The organism is Massilia eurypsychrophila, from assembly GCF_002760655.1.
In the GTDB taxonomy this organism is placed as follows: domain Bacteria; phylum Pseudomonadota; class Gammaproteobacteria; order Burkholderiales; family Burkholderiaceae_D; genus JAFCUW01.
Map to the genome: position 1 here is coordinate 1 of NZ_PDOC01000035.1, position 22,142 is coordinate 22,142.

Consider the following 22,142-nt stretch of genomic DNA (forward strand, 5'->3'; position numbering starts at 1 on the left):
GGTCAAAGAAGTACACCTCAATCCTGACGTGTCGATCAACGAAGCAACAATGCCGGCGTCGAATATGCCAGCGTTTAAAAAGGCGGCTTAGCGGCTGCTGACACGACAACTAGCTTGACAACCATCGGATGTCAGACCTGACCCCAGCAATTTGTCCGAATGTCAGACCTGACCCCAGCTTTGTTGGGAAGTGACGGGCGTAAAAAAAACCCCGCTTCGGGCGGGGCTCTGCTACAACCAGCTGGATCAGGACTTTGCGGCTGCCGCGGCCGGCTTGGCCGTCTTGACGTCGGCCTTGCCCTTCACGTCAGCTGGCTTGGCTTCGGGCATCTTGCCTTTGGCCGGCGCCACAGCGGCGCCATCCATCGATTTGCCGGAGACCATCAGGCCGGCGCTCGACATCTTCATCGCGTTCTTCGGACCCACGCCCTTGACGCGCTTCTCGAAGTCAGCCCAGTCCTTGAAATCGCCACCCTTGGTGCGCTCTTCGAGGATGACTTTCGACATCTTCGGGCCCACGCCCTTGATGCTGTCCAGCGCGGCAGCGTCCGCCTTGTTGACGTCGACCTGGGCAAACGCAAAACCCATCGTGGCAACCATCGCAGCGACTGCGAGCATCAGTTTCTTGATCATGTCGTACTCTCCGTTATTGTTAGGAATCGCGGGCAGCGGTCGCCGCCCTGCGATACTTAACGCCCGCCTGGTGGGCTACGGTTGACGCTTGTCTATTGAGCGAGCGCAAGCTGCTCAGGCGCCTTTGCCGAACAATTCCTCGCGCGTCACCGTCGCCGTGCCGAGCTTGCCGACGACGATGCCGCCGGCGCGGTTGGCGGTGATCAGCGCGTCGGCCATCGGCATGCCGGCCCCCAGCATCGCCGCCATGGTGGCGATCACCGTGTCGCCGGCGCCGGAGACGTCGAACACTTCGCGCGCGGCCGCGTGCATGTGCAGCACTTCAGTCGCGCTGTAGAGGCTCATGCCCTCTTCCGAGCGCGTCAGCAGCAAGGCGTCGAGGCCCAGCTGCGATCGCAGCGACTGCGCCTTGTCGGTCAGCTGCTGTTCGCTGTTCCAGCTGCCGACGATGCGCTTCAATTCGGACTTGTTGGGTGTCAGCATGGTGGCGCCGGCGTACGGCGAAAAATCGTCGCCTTTCGGATCGACCATCACGACCTTGCCGGCGGCGCGCGCGGCGCCGATCATCTCGGCCACGTTGACCAGGCTGCCCTTGTTGTAGTCCGACAGCACGATGACGTCGTAGCCGGCCAGCACGCCGTTGAACTGGGTCAGCTTGTCGCGCAGCACGGTGTCGGACGGCGCGTCCTCGAAGTCGATGCGCAGCAACTGCTGCTGGCGCCCGATCACGCGCAGCTTGATGATGGTCGAGATCGCCTCGTCGCGCTTGAGGTAGCTGTGGATGCTCGACTCGCCCAGCAACTGCTCGACCTGCGCGCCGGCCTCGTCGGCGCCGACCACGCCGAGCAGGCCGCAATGGGCGCCGAGCGAAGCGACGTTGCGCGCGACGTTGGCGGCGCCGCCGAGGCGCTCCTCGCGCCGCTCAATGCGCACCACCGGCACCGGCGCTTCCGGCGAGATGCGGCTGACGTCGCCAAACCAGTAGCGGTCGAGCATGACGTCGCCGACCACCAGGATGCGCACGTCGGCTAGGCTGGGCGGCACGATGCCCGGATTGCTGTCCGGGGTCAGGAGGCGGCTGGGGACGGTATCGTTCATGGCTTACCTGCGGGTCAGTACGGAACGGCCAATGCCGTGGTATTCGATGCCGTTGGCGGCCATCTGCTCCGGCTCAAACAGGTTGCGGCCATCGAACACGATGGCCTGCTTCAGGCGCGCCTTGATCTGGTCGAAATCGGGACTGCGAAACGCCTTCCATTCGGTGACGATGATCAGCGCGTCGGCCTGCTCGAGCGCGCCCATCGAACTGGCGGCAAACTCGATGCGCGCCAGTTCGGCGGCGTTGAAGTCGAGCGAGAGCACGCGCTTCGCCTCCGCCATCGCCACCGGGTCGTAGACGGCGACGGTGGCGCCGCGGTCGATCAGTTCGCGCAGCAGCACGCGCGCCGGCGCCTCGCGCATGTCGTCGGTATTCGGCTTGAACGCCAAGCCCCACACGGCGAAGTGGCGGCCGGCCAGATCCTCGCCGAAGCTGGCCACCACCTTGCGCCCGAGCACCAGCTTCTGGCGGTCGTTGACCGCCTCCACCGCGCGCAGGATCAGCAACTCCTGGTCGAACTGGCACGCGGTGCGCTCGAGCGCCTGGACGTCCTTCGGAAAGCACGAGCCGCCGTAGCCGGCGCCGGCGTACAGGAAGCTGTGGCCGATGCGCGGGTCCGAGCCGATGCCGTGGCGCACCGCCTCGATGTCGACGCCGACCTTGTCGGCCAGGTTGGCCAGTTCGTTCATGAACGAGATGCGGGTGGCCAGCATGGCGTTGGCGGCGTACTTGGTGAATTCGGCCGAGCGCACATCCATCCAGAAGGTGCGCTCGTGGTTGCGGTTGAACGGCTTGTACAGGTTCTTCATCAGGTCGCGCGCGCGCAAGCCTTCGGCCGAGCCGTCGTGGCCAAGGACGATGCGGTCCGGCCGCATGAAGTCGTCGACGGCCGCGCCTTCCTTGAGGAACTCGGGGTTCGACACCACCGAGAACGAGGCGGTGGCGCCGCTGGCGGCGATTTCTTCGCGCACCGCCGCGCTGACGCGGTCGGCGGTACCGACCGGCACGGTCGACTTGTCGACGATGACCTTGAAGCCGGTCATGTGGCGGCCGATGTTGCGCGCCGCCGCCAGCACGTACTGCAGGTCGGCCGAGCCGTCTTCGTCGGGCGGGGTGCCGACGGCGATGAACTGCAGCACGCCGTGGGCGACGCTGGCGCCAACGTCGGTGGAAAAGTGCAGGCGACCGGCGGCGACATTGCGCGCCACCACTTCTTCCAGGCCCGGCTCATGGATGGGGATGCCGCCGCTGTTGAGCAAGGCGATCTTGTTTTCGTCGAGGTCGAGGCAGAACACGTCGTTGCCCAGTTCAGCCAGGCAGGCGCCGGTCACCAGTCCCACATAGCCGGTGCCGATTATTGTAATTTTCATTGGTCTGTTCGCAAATGGTCAGTTCATGACATTGAGTTCTTCGGTGCGGCGCGGCGGGTAGGTCTCCCAGCGGCTGCAACCGGGGCACTGCCAGTAGAACTGGCGCGCCTTGAAGCCGCACTGGCTGCACTGGTAGCGCGCCAGCTTCTGGGTGTAGCCGTGCACCAGGTTCTTCACCATCGACAACTCTTCCCAGATTGCCGCCGGCGCGTCCATCATGCGCGCTTCGAGCAGCTTGTCCAGGCCCAGCAAGGTCGGGTTGCGGCGCAGCTCTTCGACCACCAGTTGTTTGGCCGCTTCCACGCCGTCGAGTTCGATGACGGCCTTGAACACTACCTCGATCAGATCAATGGAAGACGCTTCAGCGAGGTAGGAGCGCAACAGGTTGACGCCTTCCTGGGCGCGGCCGACTTTCTTGTAGCCATCCATCAGGCGGGCGGCGACCAGCGCCACGTGCGGCACGCTTTGCTGCTCGACCCGGCGCCAGGTCATCAGGGCGCCTTCGACGTCGCCTTCGGCCAGCTGGGCGTCGCCCAGCAGCATGGTGGCGCGCACGTTCTTGCGGTCGGCGTGCAGCGCCTTGTCGAGCAGCGCCACCGCTTCGGTCACCTGCATGTGCACCAGCGCATCTTGCGCCAGCTCGCAATAGAACTGCGCGATTTCCTTCTGACGCGCGCCGGCGCCGGAGTCCTGCAGGCCGCGCGCGGCCTCGATCGCGCGGCGCCATTCTTTTTCGCGTTGGAAAATTTCCAGCAGCGCCCGGCGCGCCTGCACGCCGTAGCTGCTCTCGAGCAGCAGGTTGAAGGTTTCTTCCGAGCGGTCCAGCAGGCCCGCTTTCAGGTAATCCATGCCAAGCTCATACTGGGCGTGCTCCTGCTGCTCGAGCGGCAGGTCGGGGCGCGCGAGCAGGTTCTGGTGGACGCGGATGGCGCGCTCGATCTCGCCGCGGCGGCGGAACAGGTTGCCCAGCGCGAAGTGCATATCGGCCGTTTCCGGGTCGAGCTTGACGATCTCGATGAAGGCGTCGATCGCCTTGTCGGGCTGCTCGTTGAGGAGGAAGTTCAGGCCCTTGAAGTAGCCGCGCGGCAGGCTGCGCGACTCGTCGAGCAATTGCTTGATGTCGACCCGCGCGGCAATCCAGCCGAGGGCGAAAAAAACGGGGATGCCGAGCAGCCACCAGAGTTCAAATTCCATGCGGTTCTTTTTGTTGTGTAATGGAGGCCGCGCTTAGCGCTGCGCGCCCGGGGTGGCGCCGTCCGGCGCCGGCTGCACCGCGCCGCCGCTTTGCAGCGCCTGGATCTTGTCTTCGGCGCGGGTGCGCTCGCGCCGCTGGCGGAACACGGTCGGGGTGACGGCGAGGATGCCAAGGGCGGCGCCGGCGACAAAGAACGCCAGCAGCATCAACACCAGCGGGCCGCGCAATTCGTAATTGAGGAAAAAGTGCAGGTCGACTTCCTGGGTGTTCTTCAGCGCGAAGCCGAAAAACAAAATAAACAGAACCAATCCAACGATGGTGGATACAAATTTCATCAGCCAGGTCCTTCTGTTGAGTCGAAGTGCGAAGTGTCGCACAACATGGGGATTATTCAAAGAAACCGGATCACCAACTAACGTCGTACCCGCGAAGGCGGGTACCTATACTGAGCGTGCAGAAAGGTAATGCTAGCTCAGCAGGGGTTCCCGCCTGCGCGGGAAGTCGGGTCCGCCAATGGCGGGCACCACGGTTTTAAGGTTAGCGGCAACGGCATACTATTCAACACTCGGCGGCGCCAAACGAAAAAAAACGGCATCCAGGGACGCCGTTCTTTGCATGCTTTGCCGCCAGACGACTTAGTCTTCGATGATCGGCTGCCCGACCGTCGCGTCTACCCGCTCGCGCAACTGTTTGCCAGGCTTGAAGTGCGGCACCCGTTTTTCGGGAACCATCACCTTGTCGCCCGACTTCGGGTTGCGCCCAATCCGCGGTGGCCTGCTATTGAGGGCGAAACTGCCGAAACCACGGATCTCGATGCGCTGACCAGTCGATAAAGCATTGGTCATCGCATCAAGAATGGTCTTGACAGCGTACTCCGCATCCTTGGCCACCAGCTGAGAGTAGCGCTCAGCCAGACGGTTGATGAGTTCGGACTTTGTCATCTGCGATTGACGAGAACTTAGTTCTTGTTATCGAACTTGGCTTTCAACAGCGCGCCCAGGCTGGTGGTGCCCGATGCTGCGTTGTTGTCGGACGACGTCGCCATCTTCTGCATCGCTTCCTGGGTCTCGACATTGTCTTTCGCCTTGATCGACAGCTGGATGCTGCGAGCCTTGCGGTCAATGTTGATCACCAGTGCTTCGACCGAATCGCCAACCTTCAGATGGGTACCGGCATCTTCAACGCGGTCGCGCGAGATTTCGGAAGCACGCAGGTAGCCTTCGACTTCTTCGGACAGGCCGATGACAGCGCCCTTAGGCTCGACCGACTTGACCGTACCCGTTACCAGGGAGCCTTTGTCGTTCATTGCCGCGAAGTTGTTGAACGGGTCGCCTTCGAGCTGCTTGACGCCCAGCGAAACACGCTCGCGCTCAACGTCGATTGCCAGCACGATGGCTTCGAGTTCGTCACCCTTCTTGAAGCGGCGCACGGCCTCTTCGCCAGTCTCGGTCCACGACAGGTCGGACAGGTGCACCAGGCCGTCGATGTTGCCGGCCAGGCCGATGAACACGCCGAAGTCGGTGATCGACTTGATGGCGCCGCGGACTTTGTCACCCTTCTTGTGGGTCACGCCGAAGTCATCCCATGGATTCGCTTTGCACTGCTTCATGCCCAGCGAAATACGGCGACGCTCTTCATCGATTTCCAGGACCATCACTTCTACTTCGTCGCCCAGCTGGACGACCTTGTTAGGAGCGACGTTCTTGTTGGTCCAGTCCATTTCGGAAACGTGGACCAGGCCTTCGATGCCCTGCTCGACTTCGACGAAGGCGCCGTAGTCGGTGAGGTTCGTGACTTTACCGAACAGGCGGGTGCCTTGCGGGTAACGACGGGACAGACCGGTCCAAGGATCGTCGCCGAGCTGCTTGACACCCAGCGAGACGCGGTTCTTTTCCTGATCGTACTTGAGGACCTTGGCAGTGATTTCCTGGCCAACCGTCAGCACTTCCGACGGGTGACGCACGCGGCGCCATGCCAGGTCGGTGATGTGCAGCAGGCCATCGATGCCGCCGAGGTCGACGAAGGCGCCGTAGTCGGTGATGTTCTTGACGATACCGGTAACGACGGTGCCTTCCTTCAGCGTTTCCATCAGCTTCTGGCGCTCTTCGCCCATCGAAGCTTCGATGACGGCGCGGCGCGACAGGACGACGTTGTTACGCTTGCGGTCGAGCTTGATGACCTTGAATTCCAGGGTCTTGCCTTCGAACGGGGTGGTGTCCTTGACAGGACGGGTGTCGACCAGCGAACCGGGCAGGAACGCGCGGATGCCGTTGGTCAGAACGGTCAGGCCGCCCTTGACTTTGCCATTGACGGTACCGACGACGATCTCGCCCGATTCCATGGCTTTTTCCAGTGCCAGCCACGACGCCAGGCGCTTGGCCTTGTCGCGCGACAGGATGGTGTCGCCGAAGCCGTTTTCCAGCGACTCAATCGCTACGGAAACGAAATCGCCGACTTGAACTTCCAGTTCGCCCTGGTCGTTCTTGAATTCTTCGATAGGAATAAAAGCTTCGGACTTGAGGCCGGCGTTGACGATCACGAAATTGTGGTCGAGGCGCACGACTTCAGCGGAAATAACTTCGCCGGAGCGCATATCTTGACGCGACAACGATTCCTCGAAGAGCGCTGCAAAACTTTCCATACCGGTTGCTTCAGTTGTTGCTGTAGACATAGGATTTACACTTGTTATCCAGCAGAGTTCGCACGATGCGACTTAAACTGGGTTAGGTTGAACCACGCCTGAGAACGGCACCATTGCCGCGCCAGGCTCCACTAGTACTACGTTGCTGCCGCGGTGCGCCCGCACTGCACTTCCTCACAGGCCAGACTTATCCTGGCCGACGTATTGGACAGAATCGATGAGGTGCGCCCCGCCGGACGCCTATTTCGGCGCCCTGTGCGCATACCACGACAGGACTTCCGCAATGGCCTGATCGGCCGTCATGTTGGAAGTATCGAGGAGATGCGCCCCTTCTGCCGGAACCAGCGGTGCGATTGCCCGATGAGTATCACGGTCGTCGCGCGCTTTCAAATCTGACAGGAGGTCTTCCATATTAGCAGAAATTCCCTTGTCAATCAATTGCTTATACCGCCGTTGCGCCCGCGCCTCAGTGCTTGCGGTGAGGAATACTTTTAACTTGGCGTGAGGAAAAATCACGGTGCCCATGTCGCGCCCGTCGGCGACCAGGCCGGGCGCCTTGCGAAAGCCCAGCTGCAGTGCGAACAGCGCCTGGCGCACGGCCGGCAGCGCGGCGATTTTCGAGGCCAGGTTGCCAACTTCCTCAGCGCGGATCGCCTCGGTGACGTTCTCGTTGGCCAGCATGATGACCGGGCCGTCAAAGCGCACCGGCAGGTGTTCGGCCAGCTTGGCGAGGGCGTGCTCGTCGTTCAGGTCGGCGCCGCGGCGCAGGGCCGACAACGCGGCCAGCCGGTACAGCGCGCCCGAATCGAGGTAGTGAAAGCCGAGGCGGTCGGCCACCTTGTGGGCGACGGTGCCCTTGCCGGACGCGGTGGGGCCGTCGATGGTGATGACTGGGACGGGATTGTTTGGCATTGTTCTTTGATAAATTCGTAAAATTAAATGGGGTCAGACCCGTTTTTCGTTTGGTTTACTGGGCAGCGGGCCGTCAAACAAACGGGTCTGACCCTGGTTTTAGAACAACTCTTTTTCGCGGGCGATCGAGGCGAACGCTTCGAAATAGTCGGGGAAGGTTTTCGCCACGCACTTCGGGTCGTTGATGCGCATGGCGTTGCCGCGCCGTGCCTTGCCGTCGAGCGAGGCGAGCGAGAAGCACATCGCCATCCGGTGGTCGTCGTAGGTGTCGATGGTGGCGGCGTGGATCTCTTCGGCCGGCGGCGTGATGGCGATGTAGTCGGCGCCCTCCTCCACCGTGGCGCCGAGCTTGCGCAGCTCGATCGCCATCGCCGCCAGGCGGTCGGTCTCCTTGACGCGCCAGCTGGCGATGTTGCGCAAGGTGCTGGTACCGTCGGCGTACAGCGCCGCCACCGCAATCGTCATCGCGGCGTCGGGGATGTGGTTGAAGTCGGCGTCGATCGCCTTGAGCACGCCGTTCGACGTCGCTTCGATCCAGTTGTCGCCGCGGGTGATCGTCACGCCCATCTGCTCGAGCGCGTCGGCGAAGCGGACGTCGCCCTGGATGCTGTTGCGCCCGACGCCGAGCACGCGCACCGAACCGCCGGCAATCGCGCCGGCGGCCAAAAAGTACGAGGCGGTCGAGGCGTCGCCTTCGACGTGAATGGTGCCCGGGCTGGTGTAGCGCTGGCCGGCGGCGACGGTAAACGAGCTCCAGCCGTCCTGCTCGACCGTTACGCCGAAGCGGCGCATCAGGTTCAGCGTGATCTCGATGTAGGGCTTGGAGATCAGCTCGCCCTCGACGTCGATGCTGACCGGGTGCTCGCGCGCCATCAGCGGCGCGGCCATCAGCAGCGCCGTCAGGAACTGGCTCGAGACGTTGCCGCGCACCGACATGCGCTGCGCGTGGATATGGCCGCGGCGGATGCGCAGCGGCGGAAAACCGACTTCGCCGGTGTATTCGATCTGGGCGCCGACGGCGTTGAGCGCGTCGACCAGGTCGCCGATCGGCCGCTCGTGCATGCGCGAGACGCCGTGCAAGGTGTAGTCGCCGCCGATCACCGCCAGCGCCGCCGTCAGCGGGCGGATCGCGGTGCCGGCATTGCCCATGAAGAGGTCCGCCTCGTGTACCGGCAGCACGCCATCGGCGCCATGCACGATGTGGGTATTGTCGTCGATCTGCTCCCACTTGATGCCGAGCGAATGCAGCGCGCCGAGCATGACCATGGTGTCGTCGGAGGCCAGCAGGTCGACGATGGTGGTGCTGCCGCCGGCCAGCGCGGCGAGCAGCAAGGTGCGGTTCGAGATGCTTTTCGAGCCCGGCAGGCGCACCGTGCCCTCCACCTGGGTCACCGGATGAAGGTCGAGATGCTGGGGATAGTATTTTTGCTGCGTCATGCGTGGAGCCTTTCGAATCTATTCTGCGTCGTTGCGCGGCGGCGGCGCTTCGGCCGCCTCGATCTCGCCGGTCCACTGGCGGCGCGCGCGGCGGGCATTGGCATACACGCCTTCGAGCGCGGCGCCGTCGCCGGCGGCCAGCATCGCGCGCATCGTGGTCAATTGTGCCAGATATGCGTCCAGCTCACCGAGCAGCGCGCCCTGGTTGGCCAGACTGATGTCGCGCCACATCTCGGGCGACGAGGCGGCGATGCGGGTGAAGTCGCGAAAACCGCTGGCGGCGTACTGGAACAGCAGGTCGGCATGGGGCTTGCCGGCGATGTCGTCGACCAGCGCGAACGCCAGCAGGTGCGGCAAATGGCTGACCGCGGCGAACACCTTGTCGTGCTCGGCGGGAGTGAGGCGGTGGACGATGGCGCCGCACGCTTCCCACGCGGCGGCCACGCGCGCCACGTAGGCGGTCGGGTTCTCGGCCAGCGGCGTGAGCACGGTCTTCTTGCCAACGTACAGGCTGGCGACGGCGGCATCCGGCCCGTTCGACTCGGCGCCGGCGATCGGATGGCCAGGCACGAACTGCGCGCTGCGCTCGCCGAGCGCGCGGCGCGCGGCGGCGACGACGTCGGCCTTGGTGCTGCCGGCGTCGGTGATGACGGTGCGCTCTTCCAGGTGCGGCAGCAGCGACGCCAGGATCGCTCCGGTCTGGGCGACCGGCGCGGCGATCAGCACCAGGTCGGCGCCGCGCATCGCCTCGGCCGGCGAGGCGACGACGCTGTCGACAAGTCCAAGCTCCAGCGCGCGCGCCATCGCCTCGGGCGAGCGGCCGACGCCGACGATGCTGCGCGCGGCGCCGGCGCGCTTGAGCGCCAGCGCGAACGAGCCGCCGATCAGGCCGACGCCGAAGATGACGACCTTCTCGAGCATCAAGCCAGCGCCTTCTTCAGCGCGGCGAGGAAGATGGCGTTCTCCTGCGGCAGGCCGATCGAGATGCGCAGCCACTGCGGCAGGCCGTAATTGCCGACCGGGCGCACGATCACGCCCTGCCTGAGCAGCGCCAGGTTCACGCGCGCGCCGGCCTGGTCGTCGTCGCCGACGCGTACCAGCACGAAGTTACCGTACGACGGCACGTATTCGAGTCCGAGCTGGTCGAACGCCTCGACGAACTGCTGGTAGCCGGCGGCGTTGTTCTTCGCGCCCTGCTCCAGGAAGTCCTTGTCGTTGAGCGCCGCGATGGCCGCCGCCTGCGCCAGCGAGTTGACGTTGAACGGCTGGCGAATGCGGTTCATCAGGTCGGTGAGCGCCGGCTGGGCAATGGCGAAGCCTACCCGCAGGCCGGCCAGGCCATAGGCTTTCGAAAAGGTGCGCGACACCATCAGGTTCGGGTACTTGCGCACCCAGTCGGCCGACTCGAACTGCTGCTCGGGCGCGAGAAATTCGTTGTAGGCCTCGTCGAGCACGACGATGACGTGGGCCGGCACGCGCTGCAGGAACGCCTCGATCTCGCCCGCGCCGATGAAGGTGCCGGTCGGGTTGTTCGGGTTGGCGATGAAGACCAGGCGCGTGTCGTCGCAAATCGCCGCGGCCATCGCATCGAGGTCGTGGCCGTAGGCCTTGGCCGGCACCACGATCGCGCGCGCGCCGACGCCTTGGGTGGCAAGCGCGTACACGGCGAACGAATACTGCGAGTACACCACCGACTGGCCGCCCTGCACGAACGCGTGGGCGGCGATTTCGAGGATGTCGTTGCTGCCGTTGCCAAGCGTGATCCAGTCGGCCGGCACGTCGTAGCGTTTCGACAGCGCCGCCTTCAGTTCGAAGCCGTTGGCATCCGGGTAGCGCCCCAGATCGGCCACCGCGGCGGCCATCGCCTGCTTGCTCGACTCGGGCACGCCGAACGGGTTTTCGTTGGACGCCAGCTTGACGATGCTGGCTTCGTCCAGGCCGAACTCGCGCGCCACTTCGGCGATCGGTTTGCCGGCCTGGTAAGGGGCGATGGCGCGGACGTATTCTGGACCGTATTGATTAGGCATGGATATCTCGAAAAAGGTTAGAGGCTGAGCGGATAGGAACCGAGCACCTTGAAGAAGGCGGCGTTGTCTTTCAGTTCCTCGAGCGCGGCGGCGACGGCCGGATCGAACACGTGGCCTTCGATGTCGACGTAAAAGTAGTATTCCCAGGTGCCGATGCGCGCCGGGCGCGATTCGAAGCGGGTCATCGACACGCCGTGCTTGGCCAGGGGCGCCAGCAGGTTGTAGACGGCGCCGGCCTTGTTCGGCACCGCCAGCACCAGCGAAGTCTGGTCTTCGCCGGACGGATTGGTCTGCAGGTGGCCAATGACGGCAAAGCGGGTGCGGTTGTGCGGGTCGTCCTGGATGTGCGCCTGCACCACGCCGAGCTTGTACTGCTCGCCCGCCATCTCGCTGGCGATCGCCGCGATCGCCTGGTCGGCGCTGGCCATCACGGCCGCTTCGGCGTTCGAGGCCACCGCGCGCCGCTCGACGTTCGGATAGTGCTGGTTGAGCCAGACCTGGCACTGCGCCAGCGCCTGCGAGTGGGCGCAGACCACAGTCACGCCGTCCATCGAGCCGGTCTTCGTCATCAGGCTGTGATGAACCGGGATCGATACTTCGCCGCTGATGATGGTGGTGGTGGCGAGCATCAGGTCGAGCGTGCGGTTGATCGCGCCCTCGGACGAATTTTCGACCGGGACGACGCCGAAGTCGGCGGTGCCCGCCTCGGTAGCGCGGAACACCTCGTCGATCGACACGCACGGCAGGCCGTCGACGGCGCCGCCGAACTGCTGGTACACGGCCTGCTCGCTGAAGGTGCCGGCCGGCCCCAGGTAGGCGACGGTGACGCGCTTCTCGAGCGAGCGGCAGGCCGACATGATCTCGCGGAAGATGGTTTGCACGTCGGCGTTTTTGAGCGGGCCGGGATTGCGCTCGGCCACGCCGCGCAGCACCTGCGCCTCGCGTTCGGGGCGAAACACCGGCGCCAAGGTTTCGGCCTTGACGTGGCCGACTTCCTGCGCCAGGCGGGCGCGCTGGTTCAGCAGGTCGAGAAGTTGCGCGTCGATTGCATCGATCTGCACGCGCAAGGGAGTGAGTTTGTCTGTCATGGTCTGCTTACATTTGGTTCGATCGGAGCCGGGCCGGCAATTTACTATCGCCCAGCAAACTCGTTCAAATAATCGACCAGGGCTTGCACGCCCTCGGTCGGCATCGCGTTGTAGATCGATGCGCGCATACCGCCTACGGACTTGTGGCCCTTCAGTTGCAGCAGGCCGCGCGCTTTTGCGCCGGCCAGGAATGTTTCGTTGAGTGATTCGTCGCGCAGGAAGAACGGCACGTTCATGCGCGAGCGGTTTTCCGGCGCCACCCGGTTGGCGTAAAAATCGTCGAAGTCGAGCGCGGCGTACAGCAGGCGCGCCTTGTCGATATTGCGCTGCTCCATGGCGGCGACGCCGCCCTGGCGCTTTAGGTGAGCGAACACCAGGCCGGCGATGTAGATGGCGTAGGTCGGCGGCGTGTTGTACATCGATTCGTTGTCGGCGACGATTTTCCAGTCGAACGCGGACGGGCAGATCGGCAACGCGTGGCCGAGCAGGTCGTCGCGCACGATCACCAGGGTCAGGCCGGCCGGGCCGATGTTCTTTTGCGCGCCGGCGAAGATGACGCCGTACTTCGACACGTCGATTTGGCGCGACAGGATGTGCGACGACATGTCGGCCACCAGCGGCGTGTCGCCCTGCACGGTAGGCACGAAGTTGTATTCGACGCCGTCGATGGTTTCGTTGGTGCAGATGTGCAGGTAGGCGGCGCCCGGTGTCAGCTGCCACGACTCTTGCGGCGGCACGCTGGTGAAGGCGTCGCCAGCCGGCCTGGCGGCGACGTTGACGCTGGCGTAGCGCGCCGCTTCCTTGATCGACTTGCCGGACCAGGAGCCGCTGAGAACGAAATCGATGGTGGCCGGCTGGGCGCAGCGGCCCAGCAGGTTCATCGGCACGATGGCGTTTTCGCCAAGGCCGCCGCCCTGCAGGAACAGCACCTGGTAGTTGGCGGGGATGGCCAGCAGTTCGCGCAGGTCGGCCACCGCCTGGCGGTAGATCGAGATGAATTCGGGACCGCGGTGGCTCATCTCCATGACCGACATGCCGCTGCCGTGCCAGTCGAGCATCTCGGCGGCGGCCTGCTTGAGCACTTCTTGCGGAAGGACTGCGGGACCGGCGGAAAAATTGTAGATGTGGGTCACGGCGCTTCCTAAGATGATTGGCTTACTTCGCTTTTACCACTTTTTCGATTGCCGCGTTCAAGCGCGGCCCCATCACCTTCTGGCTGACCTGCATCGACTCGCCGGCGATCTGCGGCATCAGCTTGATCATCTTCGAGCCGGTCGGAGTGCGATAGAAGGCGGCCATCTGGCGCAATTCGGCGGTGCTGAAATGGCGCGCATACAGCGGAATGAATTCGGCAACCAGATCATCCATCAGGCCCGGGTCGTTGAAAATCGCGTCCACCGCGGCAGTTGCCTTGGGAATGTCGCGGTTGGCCTTGGCCATCGCTTCGGTCTTCTGCGCGTCGGTCATCGTCTTGTTGTTGTTGATCGAGGCGGCCGTGCCTTGCAGCATGATGGCCGGCATATTCTTCTGCATCTGGCCGATGGTCTGGCGCATGGTGTCGCGGTAGTGCATGGCGTCGAGCAGATCCTTGACCGCGGCGGTGGTTTCGGCACTGACGGCCGGCGCGCTTTGCGCCCAGGCGGAAGGGGCAGCGAACGATACGGCGAGGCAGGCGGCAAGTACGATTTTCTTCATGGGTATGCTCGGTGAGAGGATAAAAAAATGGGGAGAGCCAAGCCCTCCCCAATGCGACCTACTCCGGCGCCTGCTCGAGGTCCGGATCTTCCAGGTCGGTCTCGACGATGCGCTGCAGGCCGGACAGCTTGGTGCCGTTTTCGACGGCGATCAGGGTCACGCCTTGCGTGGCGCGGCCCATCTCGCGGATCTCCGACACGCGGGTGCGAATCAGCACGCCGCCAGTGGTGATCAGCATGATCTCGTCGGTGACTTCGACCAGCGTGGCGGCGACCACCTTGCCATTGCGCTCGCTGGTCTGGATCGCGATCATGCCCTTGGTGCCGCGGCCGTGGCGGGTGTACTCGGTGATCGGCGTGCGCTTGCCAAAGCCGTTCTCGGTTGCCGTCAGCACCGACTGCGTCTCGTTCTCGGCCACCAGCAAGGCGATGACGTGCTGGCCCTCTTCGAGGTTCATGCCGCGCACGCCGCGCGCGGTACGGCCCATCGGACGCACGTCGTTCTCGTCGAAGCGCACTGCCTTGCCGGAGTCGGCGAACAGCATGACGTCGTGCTCGCCGTCGGTCAGCGCGGCGCCGATCAGGAAGTCGCCATCGTCGAGGTCGACCGCGATGATGCCGGCCTTGCGCGGATTGCTGAAGTCCTTCAGCGGCGTCTTCTTGACGGTACCGAGGCTGGTCGCCATGAAGACGTAGTGGTCTTCAGGGAAGGTGCGGTTCTCGCCCGACAGCGGCAGGATCACGGTGATCTTCTCGTTGTCCTGCAGCGGGAACATGTTGACGATCGGCTTACCGCGCGAATTGCGCGAGCCTTGCGGCACCTCCCACACCTTCAGCCAGTACATGCGGCCGCGGTTCGAGAAGCACAGCATGTAGTCGTGCGTGTTGGCGATGAACAGCTGGTCGATCCAGTCCTCTTCCTTGGTCGCCATCGCCTGCTTGCCGCGCCCGCCGCGCTTTTGCGCGCGGTACTCGGCGATCGGCTGCGACTTCATGTAGCCGGTGTGCGACAAGGTCACCACCATGTCCTGCGGCGTGATCAGGTCTTCCGTTTCGAGGTCGGTCGGGTTCAATTCGATGTGCGAGCGGCGCGCATCCTTGGCGCCGTACTCGGTCATCACGGCCGTCATTTCGTCGGTGATGATGACGGTGACGCGCTCCGGCTTGGACAGAATGTCGAGCAGGTCGGCGATGTGCGACATGATGTCTTTGTACTCGTTGACGATCTTGTCCTGCTCGAGGCCGGTCAGGCGCTGCAAGCGCATCTGCAGAATTTCTTGGGCCTGCTCGTCGGACAGCTTGTACAGGCCATCGGCCTGCATGCCGTAGTGCTTCGGCAGGTGTTCCGGGCGGAATGCCTCGATGCCGCCTACGGTGGCGCCTTCGGCGGTGCGGGTGAGCATTTCGCGCACCAGCGACGAATCCCAGCCGCGCTGCATCAGTTCGGTCTTGGCGACCGGCGGCGTCGGCGCGGCCTTGATGATGGCGATGAAGTCATCGATGTTGGCCAGCGCGACGGCCAGGCCTTCGAGCATGTGGCCGCGTTCGCGCGCCTTGCGCAGTTCGAACACGGTGCGGCGCGTGACCACTTCGCGGCGGTGCGCCAGGAAGTAGAACAGCATCTGCTTCAGGTTCAGCAGCTTCGGCTGGCCGTTGACCAGCGCCACCATGTTCATGCCGAAGGTGTCTTGCAGCTGGGTCTGCTTATACAGGTTGTTGAGCACCACTTCCGGTACTTCGCCGCGCTTCAGTTCGATGACCACGCGCATGCCCGACTTGTCGGACTCGTCGCGGATGTCGGAAATGCCTTCGAGCTTCTTGTCGCGCACGTTCTCGGCGATGCGCTCGAGCAGCGACTTCTTGTTGACCTGGTAAGGCAGCTCGTCGACGATGATGGCGATGCGCCCGCCGTCCTTGCCGTATTCCTCGAAGTGGGTCTTGGCGCGCATCACGACGCGGCCACGGCCGGTGCGGTAGCCGTCGCGCACGCCGGAGACGCCGTAGATGATGCCGGCGGTCGGGAAGTCCGGCGCCGGGATCAGCTCGATCAGTTCGTCGATGGTGCAGTCGGGATTGCGCAGCACGTGCAGCGCGCCGTTGATGATTTCGGTCAGGTTGTGCGGCGGGATGTTGGTCGCCATGCCGACCGCGATGCCGGACGAGCCGTTGATCAGCAGGTTCGGTATACGCGTCGGCAATACCGTCGGCTCTTTTTCCTTGCCGTCGTAGTTAGGCTGGAAGTCGACCGTGTCCTTGTCGATGTCGGCCAGGATCTCGCTGGCAATCTTGTCAAGCCGGCACTCGGTATAACGCATCGCCGCGGCACTGTCGCCGTCGACCGAGCCGAAGTTGCCCTGTCCGTCCACTAATGTGTACCGCAGCGAAAAATCCTGCGCCATGCGCACCAGCGTATCGTAGATCGAGGCGTCGCCGTGCGGGTGGTACTTACCCATGGTTTCGCCGACCACGCGCGCGCACTTGACGTACGGGCGGTTGTAGACGTTGTTCATTTCATGCATCGCGAACAACACCCGGCGGTGCACTGGCTTGAGGCCATCGCGCACATCCGGCAACGCGCGGCCGACGATCACGCTCATCGCGTAATCGAGATAGCTCTTGCGCATCTCTTCTTCGAGGGAAATTGGGATTGTTTCTTTTGCGAATTGATCCATTGGCGGGCGGTGGTCTCAGGCTATGGTTATGTTACAAGCGGGCGATTTTACCACGGGCGATATAGCAGCAGCGCAATTCGCCCATTCTGCCATTCTGCCAGCCACGCAAAAAGCGGCGACCTTTGGGCAATGTCAAGGATGGTGCATGGGATGCACCAATATGTTGCACGAAAACAACGTCAATTTCAGAATGATCCTGGTTTGATTTGCGCAGCGTCGCCCTATCTCGTCTGGTGTGGCAAAATGATATGGAGTCGTTGCCTGTTTCGCAATCCGGGAACAGGACAAGCAGGAGTCGGAGTGTTACTATTCTGTCCATGCACGCCAAGTTGCGCAGTTTTTGCTGCGGATATCACCCCCGAAAGGAAGACACAATATGAATAAATTAGCAACCTTCGTCCTCGCAGCTTCCGCAGCGATCGCTGGCAACGCTTTTGCACAGAGCACGGCACCGACAGCGCCACCGTATGCACCGCTGACGACCGACATCAAGGCGAATTCGCCATACAGCGCCTACGTGCAGGACGCCCGCGGCATCATCGTGCGCAACCCGTTCGGCCTGTGCTGGCGTACCGGGTACTGGACCCCAGCCGATGCGGTGCCAGGTTGCGACCTGCCGCTTTGCGTTGCGCCAGAAACCCTGGTTAACGGCAAGTGCGTCGCTCCAGCTCCAGTAGTGATGGCGCCGCCTCCTGCTGCACCAGCGCCAGCGCCAGCACCGGCGCCAGCAGCACCGGTGGTCACGTCGGAAAAAGTGAGCTACTCGGCTGATGCGTTCTTCGACTTCGACAAGTCGGTCCTGAAGCCAGCCGGCAAAGCCAGCCTGGACGACCTGAGCTCGAAGCTGCAAGGCATCAACCTGGAAGTCATCATTGCCGTTGGCCACACCGACTCGATCGGCACCGATGCATACAACCAGAAGCTGTCGATCCGCCGCGCCGAAGCCGTCAAGGCCTACCTGCAGGCGAAAGGCATCGAAGCGAACCGCGTCTACACCGAAGGCAAGGGCGAGAAGCAGCCTGTTGCTGACAACAAGAGCAGCGCTGGCCGTGCCAAGAACCGTCGCGTCGAAATCGAAGTCGTCGGTACCCGCACCAAGTAAGTTCGCGCGGCTTGCCGCCCGCATCTAAAGAACCCCGCTCCGGCGGGGTTTTTTTATGTCGGCATTATTTACGCTCGCGTCCGCCCTTGTGCCATTTTTCCCGCTATTATTCCGCCTATGAACGCCGACCCGCACGAAATCCAGAAATTCAGTGACCTTGCCCACCGCTGGTGGGATCCCACATCCGAGTTCCGTCCGCTGCACGACATCAATCCGCTGCGCCTTGAATGGATCAACGCGCGCGCGCTGCTGACTGGCCGCAAGGTCATCGACATCGGCTGCGGCGGCGGCATCCTGGCCGAATCGATGGCGCGCAAGGGCGCCGACGTCACCGGCATCGACCTGTCGGAAAAGGCGCTGAAAGTGGCCGACCTGCACAGCCTCGAATCGGGCGTGCAGGTGCGCTACCAACTGATTGCCGCCGAGCAGATGGCGGTGCAGGAAGCGGGCCAGTACGACGTCGTCACCTGCATGGAGATGCTCGAGCACGTGCCCGATCCGGCCTCGATCGTGCGCGCCGCGGCGGCCCTGGTCAAGCCGGGCGGCCACGTGTTTTTCTCGACCCTGAACCGCAATCCGAAATCGTATCTGTACGCGGTAGTGGGCGCCGAGTATTTGCTGCGCATGCTGCCGAAGGGCACCCATGACTACGGCAAGTTCATCACGCCGGCCGAGCTGTCGGCGTTCGTCCGCCAGGCCGGGCTGCAGCTTGACGCGCTGAAGGGGCTCGGCTACAACCCGCTGACCAAGATGTACTCACTCAACAGCGACACCAGTGTCAACTACATGGTGGCGTGCAGCCGTCCGCTCTGACGCCCACTTTTTCCAAGACTTCATGACCGCTACTACCTTGCCGGCACCGCGTGCCATCCTGTTCGACCTTGACGGTACCTTGGCCGATACCGCGCCCGACCTTGCCGCGGCGGTCAATTTCCTGCGCACCGAACGCGGGCTGGCGCCGACGCCGTACTCCGTGCTTCGCCCGACGGCGTCGGCCGGCGCGCGCGGCATGATCGGCGCCGCCTTCGGGCTGAGCCCGGCCGACGACGGCTACGAGGAGTTGCGGGTTCAATGGTTCGACCGTTACCAGTCGGCGATGGCGGTGCACAGCACGCTGTTTGGCGGCGTCCCCGAACTGCTGGCCGCCATCACCGCGGCCGGCATGGCGTGGGGCATCGTCACCAACAAGCCGGCGCGTTTCACCGATCCGTTGATTCCGCAGATCGGGCTGACGCACGCCGGCTGCATCGTCTCGGGCGACACGACCGGCCACGCGAAGCCGCATCCGGCGCCGCTGCTGGAAGGCGCGCGCCGGCTCGGCATTGCCGCCGAACACTGCTGGTATGTCGGTGACGACCTGCGCGACATCGAAGCGGGGCGCGCGGCCGGCATGGTGACGGTGGCGTGCGCGTGGGGCTACTGCGGCGCGCACGAGCCGACTGGCTGGGGCGCCGACCTGTTGCTCGACACGCCAGGCGACTTGCTCGACGTGGTGAGGTCGTTCAGCGGCGTGGCGAGCGGGTCTGTTCTACTGGCGTGAAGCGGTGCAGCACTGGCGCGCGGATTGCGTTACAATGCAGATTCTGTGGGGACGACCTGGCTTCGACGGGGGTTACAAAGCAGCGCAGGGCATACCGAGGGCGGGCTACCTCGTAAATACAACCTGAAAAACTTAACTGCAAACGATAACTCGTACGCACTCGCAGCTTAATTGCTGCTAGCTCTAGAACACCTCGTCCCTGGGGTGGGCCGTCAAAAGCTCTAGAGTCATTTACAGGGACTCGTCTGATACTGGGTTACTTAGTATTGGACTAAATAATAGGTAACTCGCTTGTACACAGCGTGCACGTCCGCGTTGTACCGGTTAAATTAAATGGCAGTGCTAAGTATGTAGAACTGTCTGTAGAGTGCTTTCGGACGCGGGTTCGATTCCCGCCGTCTCCACCATAGCATCCTAAAAAACCGCCCGGTGGGCGGTTTTTTTTCGCCGGCGCCCCAGACGGCGGGTTGTCCCCAGGAGCCCCTTCGGTGCGGTTTTGCTTCGCAAAACCCGTCCGCGGGGGATTTGCGGGAATTCGGGGAGCACTGCTCCCCGCCGCAAATCCGGCTTGCGCTTGCAAGCGGTGAAGCAGGGAATTCGGGCGGCATGCCGCCCGCCTGCGTAACGGTTCGGCCTTGCAAGGCAGACCTCCTTTGCGGAGCAAGCCTCTCCGATTCGCCTGACTAGAGGGAAATCGCGCAAGCGATTTCTTGCCTTCGTCTCCACTCCCTTCCTAAAAATCGCCGCAGGCGATTTTTCCGTTCCGAAAATATTCCAATCGTCAAAGCAGGTACACGACTGGGGTTTTAGCGTCGTCACTATTCAACCTTCCAGGACAGCCAAAACTGAACGGCGCCGTTCTTATAGACCGGCTCCTGGAGGCATCATGAGATTGGAAAGTTGGCTGGATCCAGGCAGGTCTTTCCCTTTGCGCAGCCGACCGGAGAAAGTGGGCGCGGCGGTCAGCCCCGAAACTGCCTTCCGGCCGCCGTGCTCGCGCTTGCCATCGCGTCCTCCGCACTGCCTGCTGCCGCGGTCGCCGCGCCAGACGCCTATTCGCTGAGCGGCGATCAGTTCGTTCGAATGATGTCCCACCCGGCGGAGCTGAATTCGGTGCAATACATGGACCGCGAAAAGGCTTACAGCTACCTCGACGGGGCGCGCGATTCAGGCAAGGGCCGAGTATGGTGCGACGTCAACGTGCTTAAAACGGCGGACATGGCTTACGACCTGGCGCATGAAATCACCAAAATGGCTCCAGCCGAGCGCAAGAAAAACGCCTCGCTGCTGCTGCTCGACCTGCTTCGCCGAAAATACCCCTGCCGTCCAGCTGAAGGCAGGCAATGAAGCCTTCCTTCATAGCCTGCGCCAACACTAATCTGGTTCTGGCCGCTGAAATAGCTATTAGGTGCCGTCCCAGATGGGCACGACCGATGAGAGACAGCGCATCGGTGGGGTAACAGCACCGCCGCCGCAAGCAGAAGTACGGCGTTTAACGCCGCTGGAGGCCCGCCTGGGCACTTCCAGCGGCGAAACGTTTCAAACCCGGTCCCGTCAAGGCGCCACCAACACATACACCCCCTGCTTCGGCCTACTCACCGACAGCTGCCAATCCTTGCCCGCATCGGCCACGCCAGGCTGAGTGCAACTCCACTGCACCGACCTCGGCGCCAGATAACAGACCGACAACGCCGACGCCGACGCCACACTCGCCTTACCCGTGCGGAAAAACACCTCCCCCCCGGTTGGCGCAAAATTGCTGACAAACTCAAACCCGTAGACCGCCCTGCCAGGCAGCGTCGACACCGGTATCGCTCGGTCCCAATAGCTATCCCACACGGTCTGAAACACCAGCGGCGGATTCGGCACCCCTGGAATAGACGGTTGTGGCGGCGTAAAAGTATGCGACGCCTGCCGCACGCAAGCGACCGATTGCTTGCCCAGTACGGTCGGCATGCGCACGCCCATCGACCACGCCGGCTCGCCATACGCACTGGCGCCATTGTTGAGCGGCACATACAAGGTCAGCGGCGTTTCCCATTGGCTGCTGCTGCCTGCCACCGAGACCATGCCGGTGGTCACGGTCAAATACTGGTCCGAGTTCAGCAAGTAGGTCGTCCAGCCGTCACGTGTCGCGTCGATGCCGACCGGTTCGGCAATTCTGCAGTAGGCCAACACATCGCGATACATGCCGCTGTCGACAGCGGCCGGCGCCGAATCGTTGCCGCCTGTATCCAAGCCAGCGCCGCAGCCACTCAGACCGATTGCCGCGCCGAGCAAGCTCAGCAATGCCGCGTGCCTCATGTTTTTGTTCATGCTTCCTCCTTGTGTGGGTATGACCGCCATCCTGCCGAGGAAGAAATAATTGCGCACCTGCAATGAGACGAACAAGGCGGTTTGCATGACGAGCACGGGCATTCGTGGGATCTGGTGTCGGGCCGCGAGCACGCAGTGGGGTTGCCCTGGCCTCCTTGGTACTGCCCTTGTCGCGAACACAAGCGCGGATGCGGTCTCGCCCAGCAACATTCCCCTGTAGCGGGCATGAAGAATCGATGCAGCCGCCGGCTTCCAAAAATCCGGCGTCGACAAATCTTACATACCGCAATATTAACTTAGCAATTTTCCTCTCAACTCATTGATATTTAAGCTGTATTATTTCTGGCACAACATTTGCATTTACTCGTGCAAGAGCAGATCACGCCCTGTGAAGCTCAAGCAACTACGAAGGCAAG

Annotated in this window: 20 protein-coding genes and 1 other RNA gene; 5 read left to right on the forward strand and 16 right to left on the reverse strand. The window is 63.1% G+C overall.

What is annotated here, in order from left to right; all coding sequences use genetic code 11:
• Window positions 1-246 precede the first annotated feature (246 nt).
• From CR105_RS25850 to gyrA, 15 genes are all read right to left on the reverse strand, one after another.
• Complete coding sequence (locus tag CR105_RS25850) at window positions 247-633, reverse strand: ComEA family DNA-binding protein (RefSeq protein ID WP_099793636.1); 387 nt, start codon at window positions 631-633, stop codon at window positions 247-249.
• Window positions 634-747: 114 nt separating this feature from the next.
• Complete coding sequence (gene rfaE1, locus CR105_RS25855) at window positions 748-1,731, reverse strand: D-glycero-beta-D-manno-heptose-7-phosphate kinase (RefSeq protein WP_099793638.1); 984 nt, start codon at window positions 1,729-1,731, stop codon at window positions 748-750.
• A gap of 3 nt (window positions 1,732-1,734) precedes the next feature.
• Entirely contained in the window at window positions 1,735-3,102 is a 1,368-nt protein-coding gene (locus CR105_RS25860; protein WP_099793640.1) for a UDP-glucose dehydrogenase family protein, read from the reverse strand.
• Window positions 3,103-3,120: 18 nt separating this feature from the next.
• Window positions 3,121-4,296: a lipopolysaccharide assembly protein LapB gene (gene lapB / locus CR105_RS25865; protein ID WP_099793643.1), complete on the reverse strand. Its 1,176-nt coding sequence runs from the start codon at window positions 4,294-4,296 to the stop codon at window positions 3,121-3,123.
• A gap of 33 nt (window positions 4,297-4,329) precedes the next feature.
• Complete coding sequence (locus CR105_RS25870; RefSeq protein WP_099793645.1) at window positions 4,330-4,632, reverse strand: LapA family protein; 303 nt, start codon at window positions 4,630-4,632, stop codon at window positions 4,330-4,332.
• 300 nt (window positions 4,633-4,932) lie between these two features.
• On the reverse strand, window positions 4,933-5,238 hold the full coding sequence (locus tag CR105_RS25875; protein WP_099793647.1) for an integration host factor subunit beta: 306 nt from the start codon (window positions 5,236-5,238) through the stop codon (window positions 4,933-4,935).
• Window positions 5,239-5,255: 17 nt separating this feature from the next.
• Window positions 5,256-6,938 carry a 30S ribosomal protein S1 gene (rpsA, locus tag CR105_RS25880; RefSeq protein WP_099793649.1) on the reverse strand — a complete coding sequence of 561 codons (1,683 nt, stop codon included), beginning with the start codon at window positions 6,936-6,938 and terminating at the stop codon, window positions 5,256-5,258.
• A 240-nt stretch (window positions 6,939-7,178) separates the two neighbouring features.
• Complete coding sequence (gene cmk / locus CR105_RS25885; RefSeq protein WP_099793651.1) at window positions 7,179-7,850, reverse strand: (d)CMP kinase; 672 nt, start codon at window positions 7,848-7,850, stop codon at window positions 7,179-7,181.
• A 99-nt stretch (window positions 7,851-7,949) separates the two neighbouring features.
• Window positions 7,950-9,287, reverse strand: a complete 1,338-nt coding sequence (gene aroA, locus CR105_RS25890) for a 3-phosphoshikimate 1-carboxyvinyltransferase (protein WP_099793654.1) — start codon at window positions 9,285-9,287, stop codon at window positions 7,950-7,952.
• A gap of 18 nt (window positions 9,288-9,305) precedes the next feature.
• Window positions 9,306-10,208 (reverse strand): prephenate dehydrogenase, encoded by a 903-nt coding sequence (locus CR105_RS25895; protein ID WP_099793656.1) that lies wholly within the window; start codon window positions 10,206-10,208, stop codon window positions 9,306-9,308.
• Entirely contained in the window at window positions 10,208-11,314 is a 1,107-nt protein-coding gene (hisC, locus tag CR105_RS25900; protein WP_099793658.1) for a histidinol-phosphate transaminase, read from the reverse strand. Before hisC ends, CR105_RS25895 begins: the two co-directional genes overlap by 1 nt.
• A 17-nt stretch (window positions 11,315-11,331) precedes the next feature.
• Window positions 11,332-12,402, reverse strand: a complete 1,071-nt coding sequence (gene pheA, locus CR105_RS25905) for a prephenate dehydratase (RefSeq protein ID WP_099793660.1) — start codon at window positions 12,400-12,402, stop codon at window positions 11,332-11,334.
• Between the two features lie 44 nt (window positions 12,403-12,446).
• A complete protein-coding gene (gene serC, locus CR105_RS25910) occupies window positions 12,447-13,535 on the reverse strand; it encodes a 3-phosphoserine/phosphohydroxythreonine transaminase (protein WP_099793662.1) in 1,089 nt (362 codons plus the stop codon).
• A 22-nt stretch (window positions 13,536-13,557) separates the two neighbouring features.
• On the reverse strand, window positions 13,558-14,097 hold the full coding sequence (locus CR105_RS25915) for a DUF2059 domain-containing protein (protein WP_099793664.1): 540 nt from the start codon (window positions 14,095-14,097) through the stop codon (window positions 13,558-13,560).
• Between the two features lie 58 nt (window positions 14,098-14,155).
• Window positions 14,156-16,768, reverse strand: a complete 2,613-nt coding sequence (gene gyrA, locus CR105_RS25920) for a DNA gyrase subunit A (RefSeq protein WP_099793666.1) — start codon at window positions 16,766-16,768, stop codon at window positions 14,156-14,158.
• A gap of 376 nt (window positions 16,769-17,144) precedes the next feature.
• Here gyrA and ompA point away from each other — a divergent pair, with 376 nt between their 5' ends.
• From ompA to CR105_RS25945, 5 genes are all read left to right on the forward strand, one after another.
• A complete protein-coding gene (ompA, locus tag CR105_RS25925; protein WP_099793668.1) occupies window positions 17,145-17,870 on the forward strand; it encodes an outer membrane protein OmpA in 726 nt (241 codons plus the stop codon).
• A gap of 117 nt (window positions 17,871-17,987) precedes the next feature.
• A complete protein-coding gene (ubiG, locus tag CR105_RS25930) occupies window positions 17,988-18,683 on the forward strand; it encodes a bifunctional 2-polyprenyl-6-hydroxyphenol methylase/3-demethylubiquinol 3-O-methyltransferase UbiG (RefSeq protein WP_099793670.1) in 696 nt (231 codons plus the stop codon).
• A 22-nt stretch (window positions 18,684-18,705) separates the two neighbouring features.
• Complete coding sequence (locus tag CR105_RS25935; protein WP_099793672.1) at window positions 18,706-19,410, forward strand: HAD family hydrolase; 705 nt, start codon at window positions 18,706-18,708, stop codon at window positions 19,408-19,410.
• A 47-nt stretch (window positions 19,411-19,457) separates the two neighbouring features.
• Window positions 19,458-19,817: a transfer-messenger RNA gene (gene ssrA / locus CR105_RS25940) on the forward strand.
• A 583-nt stretch (window positions 19,818-20,400) separates the two neighbouring features.
• A complete protein-coding gene (locus CR105_RS25945) occupies window positions 20,401-20,757 on the forward strand; it encodes a Rap1a/Tai family immunity protein (RefSeq protein WP_099793674.1) in 357 nt (118 codons plus the stop codon).
• A 207-nt stretch (window positions 20,758-20,964) separates the two neighbouring features.
• Here the strand turns inward: CR105_RS25945 and CR105_RS25950 are convergent, their stop codons facing one another.
• Entirely contained in the window at window positions 20,965-21,828 is an 864-nt protein-coding gene (locus CR105_RS25950; protein ID WP_131021860.1) for a hypothetical protein, read from the reverse strand.
• Window positions 21,829-22,142 lie beyond the last annotated feature (314 nt).